Here is a 13,789-nt window from a genome sequence, read left to right on the forward strand (position 1 = left end):
GTGATTTGCACTTATACGAATACGATTAAAGGCCATACTAATCAATAGATTAGTATGGCCTTCGGATTTAACAGTCTATATTGGCCCGCGTCGTAGTTTAATGAGGTGCAGGACTCCCCATTAGTAATTGCCATGCAGCAGCCATATAAGTTTGATATTCAAGGGCTGGTGCTGGCTGCTCAACACTTTTATCACCCAGTTTGGGGTTAACCTGATAGCTATAAAACTGCTCACCATCACCTTGTTTCCAAACTCGCTCCGTATCTCGAATTGTTTTATAACCAAAAACATTTTCTGGTGCTTCAGAACCAACAAGTGAATAGCCAAAACTAGAAAATGATGTGTTGGGCCTTGCTATCAAGTCCATAATTGTAGCTGTAATATCCATATGTGAAGCAATTGTTCGATTGCTTAATTTAGGTGAAATCCCTTGACCTAATAAAAGGATGGGTACGTGAGTAAGTTCGTACAAGTTAGGCTTAGCATGAAAATAGCGGCGGCTGTAGTGATCTCCCGTAATGATAAATAGCGCGTCAGGATATTTGCGTTGCATATTATCTACAAACTTTCCCATCATTTGATCGGAATACCATAAGTGTCCAAGAGTGTTAGCAGATAACACCTCATCACCCATCCGCTGAAACTGAGCAGGGTAGTCACCATTTTTCCAAGGATAATCACTAGCTGATAAATCCAAATTAAATGGACCATGATAGCTAGTAGTCATAATCAAGTTAAAGCTATTTTCTGGCACTGACTGACTAACGAGATCAAATAGCTGCCCATCATCAACCCCCCATACACCGGCACTGCCCTTACCTCCTGCATTTGCCGCCGAATAAATATGATCGACGCCATGCCTACTCATAAAATCACCTACTGTTTGCCAAGACAATAAGCCACCATAAAAAAATTGTGATGTATAGCCTTGCCCCTCCATCAAATGGATTAGCGAGTAAGTATGAGCCTTACTCGTGAGACGGCTCATGTTAATACCACTAAATGGAATCCCTGTAACTAGACTGGATAATGAGTTCATTGTGCTTGATGCAGCAGGCAATGCTTGTTCAACGTAAATACCCTTTGCTTTTAGTCGATGAAAATTTTCTGTTAGCGCCAAATCCCTATATTTATCCTGCAGAGGCCAAGAATCAAAGCTTTCCATCACAATGTAAAAAATGCGAGAAGGTTTTTGAATTAAGGGCCCCATACTACGAGTCTCATTATTTAGCAGCGCAGCATCAACCTCATGCTTATCGGCTAAATAAGGGTTAGTACTTGACGTAGTGAGCTGATTTAATTCACCGTAGTCTTGTATCGCGTAAAAGAAACTGCGAAATGGGTTAATAACTAAATTGTTTACAAATGGATCAGTGGTAACAGCTGACCACTTTCTCGATGCAGGACGGGAGTCAAATGAACCTCTAGCGGCGCAAACGAACATAACAAACACCAATATCGAAATAACTGCTTGTTTGATTCTGCTCTTCGGACAAATATTTATTAGTAAGCGATAGTTTCTCTTATCCACAAAACGAGTCCATGCGACCACGCAAGTTAGCAGTACACCTATGCTCAACAAACTACCCCAAGGTTTATACTGCTGAATCGCGGTGCTCAGTATGGCCTGCTGATCATCATATAACCCTTCCAGCATAAAATAATTATATTGAGTTCCATACTCACTGATATAAGTTATCCCGCAGATTCCTAATAATACAAAAACACTCAGATAGATTAGCCCTATCGTATTACGTGCTCGTCTAACCCAATTATCTAATCGCAAAGGCTGTAGGAAACAATTCAGCAAAAAAGGAATAGCGAGACAAACTCCAGCAGCAGAGGAGTCAAATTTAAAACCGGTAGCTAAGGCATCAAACAGTTGGCCAACCGTAAGATCATACGATACTTTTTCTTTAAAGTTAAAGAGATAGAAAACTCTAAATGACATAAGTAGAAATACCCCACTCAGCCATAATAAAAGTATCTTCCAACTCTCAGTAATAAAAAGGTACCACCGCCCCACCTTTGGTGCGCTAAAAGAAGCTTGCATTGAATGTCCTTTGCAAATTGTAATAAACAATTGTACCAATTTAAGGTTTATATGGGAGGCTTTACAGGTAAGTGTTTACTATTTTTTACAATTTTATGACTACGATGAGAAGCTATAGCATGGGGAAGGATAATTAAGGAAAAATAGGATTTTTAGATAACTGAGAAGAAATTTTGGTTACAAGCCACCTTGTGACAGCAGCGTAGAATAACAAATGTAGCGCAGCTCGCGTTACAGCCAGCTGCGTGCATAGCGTGGTAACTCAGCTTTAGTGCAATCCTAGCTAAACGCCATCTCCGGTACGTCATCTGGGCAAATCAATATACCAGCGGTTTTGGCTTGTATTTCCGCGATGCTAACACCGGGAGCTCGCTCAAGTAAATGAAACGCACCACCTTTGACTTCAAGCAGCGCAAGATCGGTTACTATCTTATTGATACAGTTTACGCCGGTGAGCGGTAAACTGCAGTGCTGTAGTAGCTTGGACTCGCCTTGTTTATTCGCATGCGTCATGGTACAAATTATATTTTTAGCCCCAGCGACAAGATCCATCGCGCCACCCATGCCCTTGATAAGCTTACCTGGGATCATCCAGCTGGCAAGATTACCGTGCTGATCTACTTCAAAAGCGCCAAGCACTGTCAGGTCCACATGACCGCCACGGATCATTGCAAAGCTTTCTGCCGAACTAAAAATGGCAGCTCCTGTACGGGCCGTAACGGTTTCCTTACCCGCGTTGATCATATCCGCATCCACTTCCTGTTCAGTTGGATAAGCGCCCATGCCTAATAAGCCGTTTTCCGATTGCAGCATCACATCCATGCCCTGTGGCACATAATTGGCCACCAGCGTGGGGATCCCAATGCCAAGGTTGACATAAAACCCATCTCTTAATTCCTGTGCCACTCGCATGGCCATTTGCTCTCTGGTTAGTGCCACTATGCTTGCTCCTTCACAGTACGTTTTTCGATGCGTTTTTCGAACTGTCCTAGAATCACTCTGTCGATATAAATTCCGGGGGTATGAATTTGGCTCGGCTCGATTTCGCCGGGCTCAACTATTTCTTCCACTTCAACGACAGTAATTTTTCCAGCTGTTGCGGCCATCGGGTTAAAGTTCATGGCGGTGTGGCGATAAATACAGTTGCCAAAACGGTCTGCTTTCCACGCTTTTACAATGGCAAAGTCTCCCGTAATACTCGGCTCTAAAATATATTCTCTATCACCAAACGTTTTTACCTCTTTACCCTCAGCGACGGGTGTACCAACGCCTGTTGCGGTGTAAAAAGCGGGGATCCCAGCTCCACCTGCGCGCATCTTTTCTGCAAGTGTCCCTTGTGGAGTTAATTCAACTTCCAATCCACCGCTCAATAACTGCTGCTCAAACAAGGCGTTTTCCCCCACATAAGAAGCCACCATTTTGCGGATCTGCTTATCCTCAAGCAAAATCCCTAAACCAAACCCGTCTACTCCGCAGTTATTAGAAACCACGGTTAAGTCCTTTGTGCCCGAGTGGCGTATTTGGCTTATCAAACCTTCAGGGATCCCACACAAACCAAAGCCCCCTGCAATCACGGTCATGCCATCACACAGTCCTGCCATTGCTTCTTCGTAGCTTACGACTACCTTATCAAATCCAGCCATCATTCCTCCTATTGCACTGTCCAGCCGCCGTCCAGCACTATGGCTTGACCAGTAATGTTGCGTGACTCATTTGCGAGTAAAAAATTGACGGCATGAGCAATCTCATCCAACCCTATAAAGGCCTTTTTCGGCATTGGCGCCAACATGATATTGTTTATCACTTCATCTTCGCTGATCCCATGCTGTTTCGCTTGCGCGGTAATTTGCTCTTCTACCAATGGGGTTTTTACATAAGCGGGGCAAATGGTGTTCACGGTGATATCGCAGTCTGCGGTTTCCAGCGCCAATACTTTGCCAAATCCCATTAACCCATGTTTTGCAGCGACATAAGCAGACTTATATTTAGAAGCAACTAGAGCATGGATAGAACCAATATTGACGATGCGACCAAAGCCTCCTTTACGCATATGCGGCAATACCGCCTTACACAACATGGCCGGGCCTGTTAGCATCACGTCTTGCAGCAATTGCCATTTATCTTCTGGATAATGCTCTAGTGCTTCAACATGTTGCACGCCTGCGTTATTGATAAGCACATCAATGTTATCGTGCTGACGGATAAAGTCAGCGATGTCTTGCTTATTAGCGATATTGAGTGCAAACGCTTGTGCATTTCCTCCGTCACAGACGATAGACTCGGCTACCGTCTGTGCTTGCGCTAAGTTCAAATCTACGAGCAATAAGCTGTAACCTTGTTTGCTCAGGGCCATCGCGATATAGCGACCAATGCCACTTGCAGCCCCTGTGATCAACGCCGTCTTCATCGTCACTCCTTGATTATTTTGCTAAGAACTGAGCAATGGTGTCAGCCTGTGATTGAATTGAAAAAATACCGTCTAAATGCCCCCAAACGCCTTCTATCTCTGTAATTTGCACGTCTTTATTCTTGGCTTTAAGGGTTTCTGCTAACTTACGAATGGGCTCAGGCCTTAATAACAAGTCATTGCTTGCAGGCATCAACAAAACCTTTGCTGTGATTTTATCGATAGCGCTATCAAAATTACCTTGCATGCCTGCGGTGTATAATTGCGAGGCGCGGACTAAATACAAGATAGAATTCGCATCTTGCGTTTCGGCCCTCTCTCGTGCGCGTGTGGCTAGCGTTTGGCTGAGTTTAGGAAGCTGACGAATATCTTGTTTTGCTTTGGGATCAAGCACAATAAAGTCTGGAAAACTGGCGTTGTAAATAGCGGGGTGCATCGCGTCTTGAGTAATATTAAGCATCGTGGCCGTGAGTCCAGCAAGCGGCCTTTCCCCGTCGTAGTAGTCCCCGCCCTGCCAATTTGGATCAAGTCGGATAGGTAAAGCCCATTTCTCTAACGCCGCAACGGTCCAAGCATCCATCTTTGCCGCGCCAATCACATGAATTAAACGTGACACTTTTTCGGGATAGCGCACCGACCATTCTAACGCTTGGAAAGACCCCATAGACGCGCCCATCACCGCATGTAGTTTGTCGATACCTAAGCTATCCAGTAGTTGCTTTTGCACTTCAACAAAATCACCGATAGTCACCACGGGAAAATCCAAGCCGTAAGGTTTGCCTGTTTTCGGATTAATAGACGCCGGGCCCGTCGTGATCACATCTTTACTATGCCAGTTTGCATTGACCAAAGTATCTGCGCTTATCACAAAGTACTTGTTAGTATCTATCGCTTTACCCGGGCCGATAATGGCATCCCAGTAACCTGCCAATACGTCAGACTCTCGATACTTACCCGCAGCGTGAGATGTGCCAGAAAAGAAATGCGTGATCAAAATTACATTGCTTTTGTCAGCATTTAATTTGCCATAGCTTTCCCAGCCGACCTTAACGTCAGGAATGTTGGCTCCAGACTCCGTAGTAAAATGCGCGAGTGTAAATGCCCGCTTTTCAACCAGCATAGGTTTGTTTGTCTCACTGCCATAGACAATATTGCTGGCAACGAACAAAAGTAACAGGAAAATCCGCTTCATTGCTGTATCACTCCGTTAAAATAGGATGAATAGGGTTAATGCGAGGGCAACGCCCACCAGCGGCACGACCGCAGTTAACGCTGCCATGGACCAATATGCTCGTTGATGTGTTTCTTTACAGATGGCGCGAATTGTTGTGACCACATAACCATTGTGCGGTAAGGTATCCAAAGCGCCTGAGCTAATTGCCACAACACGATGTAATTGTTCTGGATTGACACCCGCATCAATGTAGTGCGGTGCCACTAAGGGTAACGCAATAGCTTGCCCACCGGATGCCGAACCAGTTAAACCGGCTATTACACTTACCGCCACAGCGGCGCCAAGTAGCTCATTACCGGGCATCTGTGTCATCATCTCGACCGCTAATTGAAATGCCTCGGTGTTTTTTGCTACCGCACCAAAACCCACTACCGCACTGGTATTACCGATAGCAACTAGCGCCCCAGTTGTGCCTAAGTTAATCGCGGCCCCCATGTTATGAAAATGCTTAAAGTTAATCGCGACAATACTGAGTACACCGCCAAGTAGAGCTACAATGAGTGCACTTTGCTGCAGCACATCATGAAGTGTAAAAGATAAAATCAACACCACGATTAGAGGCAGTACGCCAGTGATTGGATGAGGATAGTTACGTTCATGGATTTCAGGGTCGTCTTCTTTCGCTTCAAAGTGCTCACCATTTGCCACCGCTTTGGCTATCATCTTTTTCAACCACCAATAGCCCGTAATAGCCATAAACGTGGCAACCACTAGACTGACTTCCCAAGCTGCATAAGGCGAAGTGCCTAAATATTTTATTGGGATCCAGTTTTGGATTTCAGGAGAGCCTGCCGAAGTCATGGTAAAGGTGACCGAGCCGAAGGCCAGAGTTGCGGGAATAAAGCGCCTTGGTAAATTGGCATCTTTAAATAAGCTAAGCGCCATAGGATAAACAGAGAAAGCCACAATAAAAACACTGACGCCGCCATACGTTAGTACCGCACAGGCAATCACCACCGCTAATACCGCATGTTTCATACCTAACTTGTCGACAATATAACGTGCCACGCTGTCGGCAGCACCACTGTTTTCCATGAACTTACCGAACAAGGAGCCAAGCAAAAACATGAAAAACCAAGCACTCAAAAAGCCAGCAAAGCCATCCATATAGAGTGTAAGAAAGCTGCTTTCTACAGCTTCTGTGGGAAATAGCGCAACGCCACTCGTTAATGCGACCAATAAAGCGCACAGTGGAGCTGCGATAAACAAGTTTACGCCACGGAGAGTTAGCCAAATAAGCAGGCCAAGTCCCCCTGCCAGTCCAAGCATACTGAGCATAAGGGCTTCCTTTTATTGTTATTAATGCCCATTATAAATTGATGTGTTGGGCATGCTGTTGATGAATATCAGTGTGGCGTGCAAGCACAATAAAAACCATAGTACTAAGGTTATAGAAGCCCTACACCCCGTGTTAATCCTAGCGTATCAAGGCATTAGTACTAAGGTACTAATAGAAAAACTTTACAACTCCCCTATGCTTCGGTGTGACAACAAGCACCCAAAATGACAATAATAGGGACCACAGGATGAACATTTACCAACCTAGATATTCAGCTATCGCGTTGGCTATTACACTCGCAACTCAAGTCAGCCCAGCGGCAGCAGAACAAGCAACACAATCAGAAGGCAAGCTAGAACGCATTGAAGTCACGGCGCGTAAGACGGTAGAAAACCTTCAAACCGTTCCAGTTGCAGTGACTTCTATCGGTGAAACCGATCTACTCGAAAATGGCATTTCGATACTCTCTGAAGTCCAGCAGTTTTCACCCAATACCACACTTCAAGCTAGCCGAGGCACTAACTCTACCCTCACTGCCTTTATTCGTGGTGTCGGGCAACAAGACCCATTATGGGGTTATGAACCTGGTGTCGGCATTTACGTCGATGACATTTATTTAGCAAGGCCGCAAGGGGCCGTACTCGACCTCCTTGATGTACAACAGATTGAAGTACTACGTGGACCGCAAGGAACGCTATATGGCAAAAACACCATTGGTGGTGCAATAAAATATGTCACTAAGGAAATGTCTGGCGATGCGACATTTAACGTGGAGGGAACGGTTGGTAGTTATAATCAACGCGATCTTAAGATCACAGGTCAATTGCCGCTCGTGGAAGACACGCTCTATCTAGGTTATGGCTTTGCTACTTTGAATCGAGATGGTTTTGGCGAGTTCAAGGTTTCAACGCTACCCGGCCAAGACAAGGAAAACTACAATAAAGAAATTCAAGCTGCGCGGTTAACTTTGGAATATCGTCCAAGCGACGATTTGTTCTTCCGGTTAGCATGGGATAAAACCGACGATGACTCCAACTCTAAAGGGGGTTATCGCTTGTTGCCGAGCTTACTGACTGACGCCCCCGTGCCCGACAGCGTATTTGATTCTTACACCAGTATGCCAACTTGGAATAAAGTCGAGCTTGAGGGATATAGTTTGACCGCTCGCTGGGATCTTTCTGACGCCACCACGATAAAATACATTGGTGCTAGCCGAGATAGTTACTCTCCGACCAATATCGACTTTGATAATACGCCATTACGGATCTTTGATGTACCCGCCATTTATGATGACGAGCAAACCACGCATGAGATACAGCTAAGCCATGCAGGTAACGGCTATAAATTTGTCTCAGGTCTATATTATTACGATGGCGAATCATGCGGTCAATTCCAAGCAATTTTGGAAGTGTTAGGACAAAGCTTGGGCGCTCCTGGTCTTACGCGAGAAGTCAGTGGTTGTAACAACTCAAATAGTAAAGCCGCGTACATTCAAGGCACCATTGATTTAGCAGAGCAGTGGTCGCTCACATTGGGCGCTCGTTATACTAAAGACAGCAAAGAGGCACAAGTCAGCAATGGTTTGGTCTTTGATGTCGTGTATCCCGAATCAAATTGGATCCCAGGTTATACACGCCCTGCTGGTGAACTCGTACCGTCAGTGCTTGACGATGAAGAAGATTGGTCACGGTTTACACCAAGAGTGGGAGTGGAATATCAATACAACCGCGATATTATGTTCTTTGCCAGCTATGCTCAAGGATTTAAATCCGGCACCTTCAACCCCAGAGCCAGCACCGCAGAGCCTGCTGCAGACCCTGAAATCGTAGATTCATTCGAAATCGGAATGAAAAGCGAGTGGAACGATAATCTAAGAGCCAATATCACGCTATTCACGTTAGATCACAAAGACCGCCAATATATTTCCGTATTGCCCGGTGCAACTTCTGCCGATCTAAACCAACGACTTGGCAACATTGGTAAGTCTACAGCAAATGGTATTGAAGCCGAGCTGAGCTATGTCGCTACAGAGGCGCTGAGTTTTGACGCCGCAATAGGATATATAGACAGCGACTTCGAAGAGGTACTCGACACTAACCCAGACACAGGCGCGACATTTGACAAATCAGACCGCTTTAGTATTTCTAACACCCCTGATTTAACTTTTAACCTTGGGGCGACATACAAACTCTACAGTGATATTGGCGATTGGGTATTCAATGCCAGCTACTACCATCGTGGTGATTATGTCTTATTTGAGGAAGATAGCCTACTGACGCAGGATAGCTATGGTTTAGTCAACCTGAGTATTAATTGGTATAGCACAGACGGCAATTGGCGTGTTGGTCTTCATGGGAAAAACCTGACCGATAAAGAATATATGATAGGAGGCTATCAGTTCGTGACACCAGACCCGAGCGATCCGAGTAATGTGAGTAAGTACACGCCGGGGCTTGGTGGTGATAATACTTTGATAGGCTACTTTGGCGACCCAAGAACCGTTTCGCTTACCGTGGGTTATCGTTTTTAGCACCGAAAGCGAGGCTGCAAGGGAGCCTCGCTATCTCAATCACTTGATGTAGTTTTGGAAATACCCTATAACAACGGATACTAGGAGTTAGTTAAGGATGCCTCAGGTGCAAGCAATTATCGCTGATGACCACCCATTATTTCGCAGCGCACTCAAACAAGCCGCTGCACAAGCGATTGGTCATGACCCTATCAAAGAAGCCAGTACCTTAGACAGCTTATTCGAGATGTTGCTCGCGCATCCTGAAACAGAGCTAGTATTTTTGGACTTATCTATTCCTGGCGCGAAAGGTCTCGAAGGTCTTGCCCGGTTAAGAAATCAATACCCAGACATATTAGTGATCATGGTTTCAGCCAACGAATCGGCAGCCGTTATTAGCCAATGCATTGCCCTCGGGGCAAGCGCTTATATTCCCAAGTCTTCCTCACTAGAGGTGATCAGTGATGCCATCAAGCTCGTTATTGAAGGAGAAACTTGGTTACCCGAAATCGTGGATATCGCGCCTGAAAATGACAGCGAACAAGCGCAATTTGCGCGTAATTTAGAAAAGCTAACTCCCCAGCAATATCGAGTATTAACCATGATTGCCGACGGCCTTTTGAATAAGCAGATTGCGTATGCAATGTCGATTCAAGAGACCACCATCAAACAGCATGTTTCAGCTATTTTAAAAAAGCTCAATGTGTATAACCGCACCCAAGCTGGGATCCTCTTTAATCAGCTGGCTACGGATGTGCATCTCGACGATGAAGCGAGCACATAAACAACTAGATTAGTCGCTTAATCATGCGCTTTAGGGCTGGCGTTTTAAGTGGTTTATAGAGTAATGGGATCCCTGCATCACTCACTCGCTCGCGAATAGCCTCGTCGTGGTTAGCCGTGTTAATAATGATTGGCATATCATCAAGCTTAAGCGCTGCTATCACCTCAAGTCCCGTGACACCATGATCAAGCTGATAATCCGCGATCAGCATATCTGCACGACTCGTTGCTTGCAGCGCGCTAAGCTCTGCTTCATCTCGCGCCACAGCTACTTGGCACCCCCAACTTAGTAATACTTGAGATAATGCATTAAGTGCGTTGGCATCATTATCTAGCAACCAAATAGATAGACCCGATAATTGCGAATCACCGCTGGGCTTGTCAGCGGTTACTTCGGTCTTTTGATCCGTCTGCATTCCAAAACTTGGCAGTGTTAAGGTAAATTGTGTGCCTTTATTAAGTTGTGACCCAAGGGTGATGGGAATTTCCAACACTTCGCAAATTCGTTTGCTGATCGCAAGTCCAAGTCCTAACCCCTGCGCTAGCTCTTTACTGTGAAGCTGTTTGAACTCTTGAAATATGGCGTCCTGATCTTGCTTTGCAATGCCCACGCCTGTGTCTTCAACAATGATAGAAACACTCTCCCCCTGACATTCAGCAATAAGTCTTACCGTACCAGACTCAGTGTAACGGATAGCGTTACTCAGTAAGTTTCCCAATACCCTTTTTAGCAGTGCTTTATCGGTGTAGAGCATGACATCACAAACCTGCACTGCAAACGCTAATCCTTTGTCTTTCGCAACCGCCCCATATTCATTTTCCAATGGTTCCAGCAGTGACGACAATGCAAAGCGCGAGCGATTAACCTTAAACGCCCCAGCCTCTAACTTTGTGAGCTCAAGAATGCTCGACAACAGTTCTTCAGCACTTGCCAATGAACTTTTGATGCTTTGCGAAAGCTCAGCTAAGTCGGTCCCTTGGGCCTTTTCACTCATCAATGAACAAAACAGGCTCGCTGCGTTAAATGGCTGTAACAGATCATGACTCGCTGCGGCGAAAAAGCGGGTTTTACTCTCCGTTGCATGCTCTGCTTGGCGCTTAGCAGAAGATAAAGCTCGGTTGGCATCTATCAACTCTTTAGTCCTTGCCGCGACTGTTTCTTCTAGGTTCACATTAACTTGCTCTAGTAAGGATTGTTGTTTTACAAACTCAGTGATATCCGTATAGGTCGTTACAAATCCACCGCCAGGCAATGGGTTACCTTGCATTTCAAACACTCGGCCATCGTGGTGCTCACGGCGGTAGCGATATGCATTGCCTCGTCGTAAATGTGATAGACGCTTCTCTACTTGCTGCTCGACATCAGCATCACCAAATAGCCCACGCTGCGCATTGTAACGAATAAGCTCAGCCACAGGACGACCGATAAACAGCGCATTGTCTGGATAGTTAAACATTTCTGCGTAGCGCTGGTTCCAAGCGACCAATTGCAGTTGACTATCTACTACACTTATCCCCTGACTGACGTTTTCTATCGTCGACTGCAGTAAGTCGCGATTAAAACGTAGCACCTGTGACGCTTCATCTACAAATTCTGCAACTTGCTCTAAAGGCTGGCGCTTTTCATCTTTGGCGACATCTAAAATCAGTTTCGCAGATGCCCCGCCAACGAGCGTCGACATCTCCCGTTCGATCATATTTTCCACTTGCAATGGCGCTGGCAGTTTCCAGTTTGCAGGCTCTTTAGGAAAATGAAGCTCAACAAGCTGCTGCGCACGCGCTTGCTCGCTAAAGCGCTGCAGTAATGTTGCCAAATCCTGGAAACTCAAGACCGTGTTAGCGGACTGTGCAGATTTTGACGGCATTACAAATTTATTGCTTTGTAAGCGCTCAGCAAGACGAGCGGATGAAATAAACGGCACCAGCAAATAAACCAACAAATTTGCACTTAAAGAAATCAGGACGGACTGGCTCGTACTGTCTAACCCCAGACCCAAAAAGTCTAAAGGTGCTAACCATGTGATATTCAAAGGCCCCGCACTCAACCAGTGACTTTCGAAGTTAAAGCCACTAATGAGGCTCGGTAACAATAGCGTGTAAAACCAAATAGCAAAACCCGTCACGATCCCCAATTGCGCACCTAAGCATGAAGCCCCACGCCACCATAAACCAACCACCATCGCGGGCGCAAACTGCGCAACCAAGGCAAATGACATCAGTCCCATATTGGCCAACGTGTTGCCCTCAGCAAGCACGCGATGACTGGCATAACTCAGTAATAAAATGCCAACAATAACCACCCGTCGAGCATTGAGCAGATTAAACTTAGATAAACCCCGATGGCTCGAATTTAACTGCGAGCGGCGCAACAAAAATTGATTGATAAAGTCATTGGTGATCATAATAGATAGCACGATGGCTGAGACTATCACCATACTCGTCGCCGCAGAGAACCCACCTAAAAAGGCTGTCAAAGCGACTAAAGGTGCATCAGATCCCAGTGGTAGGGCAAGCACAAACGTATCGTAACCAACATCTTGACCATTAAAATACACCAGCCCGGCATAGGCGATTGGCAAAATAAATAAATTAATCAGCAACAAATAAACGGGAAACAACCAGCGTGCGGTCTTAAATTGATTTTGTTCATCATATTCAATAAAAGAGGTATGAAACTGCCTCGGCAAACACAGCGTTGCTAATACCCCTAAAAGAACATGAACTAAATAAACATAGGTTGGGCTAGCCGATGCCTCTATTTGCTTGGTAATTCCCTGCTGCGCTGCCTGGTTAAATAAGTGAGTGGGCGATTCAAAGAGCACAAAACAGACATAAACACCGACAGTAATAAACGCCAGCAACTTAACTAATGACTCAAAGGCGATTGCAGTCATCAACCCTGGGTTATGCTCACTCGGTCTCAGCCTACGTGTACCAAACAAAATGGCAAACAGGGCTAACAGCAAGGTGATATAAAAAGTACTATCCTGCCAAAACGTGACACTCACCCGCTGGGTGTCGCTTGTTAGCATACCGATACTGGCGCTGGTGGCATTAAGCTGAAGTGCAATATAGGGCACAACCGCAATAACAGAGATCAGAGAAATGAGTCCAGACAAACTAGAAGAATTACCGTAACGAGTGGCAATAAAGTCCGCCATGGAAGTGAGCTGCTGCTGGCGGCATATTTCTGCAATTCGTGTGTAGACTTGCCAACCAAATATAAACAGTAAAATCGTGCCAACATAAGTTGGGGCAAGCCACCAGCCATTATTTGCCGCTTGCGCGGTAGTACCAAAAAACGCCCAAGAGGTGCAATACACCCCTAGTGACAAGGCATAGGTAACTTGCTTGGCACGATAAGATCTAAATTTAGTACTCGCCCTATCTGCGCCCCATGCAATGGTAAATAAAAGCGCTAAATAAAGCAGCGCAATAAGACTGATCAGCCCGATAGAAAACATAACTGTGATGATTTTTTATTGTTTGCTCTAGCATAACGGCTGTACTGTAAAAAAACAGCA

General features: G+C 45.5%; 9 protein-coding genes. 2 read left to right on the top strand and 7 right to left on the bottom strand.

The genetic code is table 11. The features are described 5' to 3' along the window. Nucleotides 1–97: 97 nt before the first annotated feature. The 6 genes from L1271_RS19540 to L1271_RS19565 form a co-directional block, all read right to left on the bottom strand. Nucleotides 98–2,053: an LTA synthase family protein gene (locus tag L1271_RS19540; RefSeq protein WP_235368589.1), complete on the bottom strand. Its 1,956-nt coding sequence runs from the start codon at nt 2,051–2,053 to the stop codon at nt 98–100. A 279-nt stretch (nt 2,054–2,332) separates the two neighbouring features. Then, a complete protein-coding gene (locus L1271_RS19545) occupies nt 2,333–2,992 on the bottom strand; it encodes a 3-oxoacid CoA-transferase subunit B (RefSeq protein ID WP_235368590.1) in 660 nt (219 codons plus the stop codon). Then, nucleotides 2,992–3,696, bottom strand: coding sequence for a CoA transferase subunit A (locus L1271_RS19550; RefSeq protein WP_235368591.1), 705 nt, complete (start codon nt 3,694–3,696; stop codon nt 2,992–2,994). The genes L1271_RS19545 and L1271_RS19550 overlap by 1 nt, the downstream gene beginning before the upstream one ends. Nucleotides 3,697–3,704: 8 nt before the next feature. Further along, a complete protein-coding gene (locus L1271_RS19555) occupies nt 3,705–4,460 on the bottom strand; it encodes a 3-hydroxybutyrate dehydrogenase (protein ID WP_235368592.1) in 756 nt (251 codons plus the stop codon). Nucleotides 4,461–4,473: 13 nt separating this feature from the next. Beyond that, nucleotides 4,474–5,652 (bottom strand): E22 family MetX-like putative esterase, encoded by a 1,179-nt coding sequence (locus L1271_RS19560; protein WP_235368593.1) that lies wholly within the window; start codon nt 5,650–5,652, stop codon nt 4,474–4,476. Between the two features lie 15 nt (nt 5,653–5,667). After that, nucleotides 5,668–6,972, bottom strand: coding sequence for a GntP family permease (locus tag L1271_RS19565; RefSeq protein ID WP_235368594.1), 1,305 nt, complete (start codon nt 6,970–6,972; stop codon nt 5,668–5,670). 248 nt (nt 6,973–7,220) lie between these two features. Between L1271_RS19565 and L1271_RS19570 the strand changes: the two genes are divergently transcribed. Both L1271_RS19570 and L1271_RS19575 read left to right on the top strand, forming a co-directional pair. After that, the gene (locus L1271_RS19570) at nt 7,221–9,503 is read left to right on the top strand and encodes a TonB-dependent receptor (protein ID WP_235368595.1); all 2,283 of its coding nucleotides are present in this window, start codon (nt 7,221–7,223) and stop codon (nt 9,501–9,503) included. Between the two features lie 97 nt (nt 9,504–9,600). Next, on the top strand, nt 9,601–10,266 hold the full coding sequence (locus tag L1271_RS19575) for a response regulator transcription factor (protein WP_235368596.1): 666 nt from the start codon (nt 9,601–9,603) through the stop codon (nt 10,264–10,266). A 4-nt stretch (nt 10,267–10,270) separates the two neighbouring features. On the opposite strand, the gene L1271_RS19580 is transcribed toward L1271_RS19575, so the two are convergent. Then, nucleotides 10,271–13,729: a PAS domain-containing hybrid sensor histidine kinase/response regulator gene (locus L1271_RS19580; RefSeq protein WP_235368597.1), complete on the bottom strand. Its 3,459-nt coding sequence runs from the start codon at nt 13,727–13,729 to the stop codon at nt 10,271–10,273. Between the last annotated feature and the right edge of the window lie 60 nt (nt 13,730–13,789).

Source organism: Pseudoalteromonas sp. OF5H-5 (genome assembly GCF_021530695.1).
Taxonomy (GTDB): domain Bacteria; phylum Pseudomonadota; class Gammaproteobacteria; order Enterobacterales; family Alteromonadaceae; genus Pseudoalteromonas.

Coding starts and splice junctions, on each gene's coding strand:
- L1271_RS19540 (WP_235368589.1), bottom strand. CDS start 2,053: ATGCAAGCTTCTTTTAGCGCACCAAAGGTGGGGCGGTGGTACCTTTTT.
- L1271_RS19550 (WP_235368591.1), bottom strand. CDS start 3,696: ATGGCTGGATTTGATAAGGTAGTCGTAAGCTACGAAGAAGCAATGGCA.
- L1271_RS19555 (WP_235368592.1), bottom strand. CDS start 4,460: ATGAAGACGGCGTTGATCACAGGGGCTGCAAGTGGCATTGGTCGCTAT.
- L1271_RS19560 (WP_235368593.1), bottom strand. CDS start 5,652: ATGAAGCGGATTTTCCTGTTACTTTTGTTCGTTGCCAGCAATATTGTC.
- L1271_RS19565 (WP_235368594.1), bottom strand. CDS start 6,972: ATGCTCAGTATGCTTGGACTGGCAGGGGGACTTGGCCTGCTTATTTGG.
- L1271_RS19570 (WP_235368595.1), top strand. CDS start 7,221: ATGAACATTTACCAACCTAGATATTCAGCTATCGCGTTGGCTATTACA.
- L1271_RS19575 (WP_235368596.1), top strand. CDS start 9,601: ATGCCTCAGGTGCAAGCAATTATCGCTGATGACCACCCATTATTTCGC.
- L1271_RS19580 (WP_235368597.1), bottom strand. CDS start 13,729: ATGTTTTCTATCGGGCTGATCAGTCTTATTGCGCTGCTTTATTTAGCG.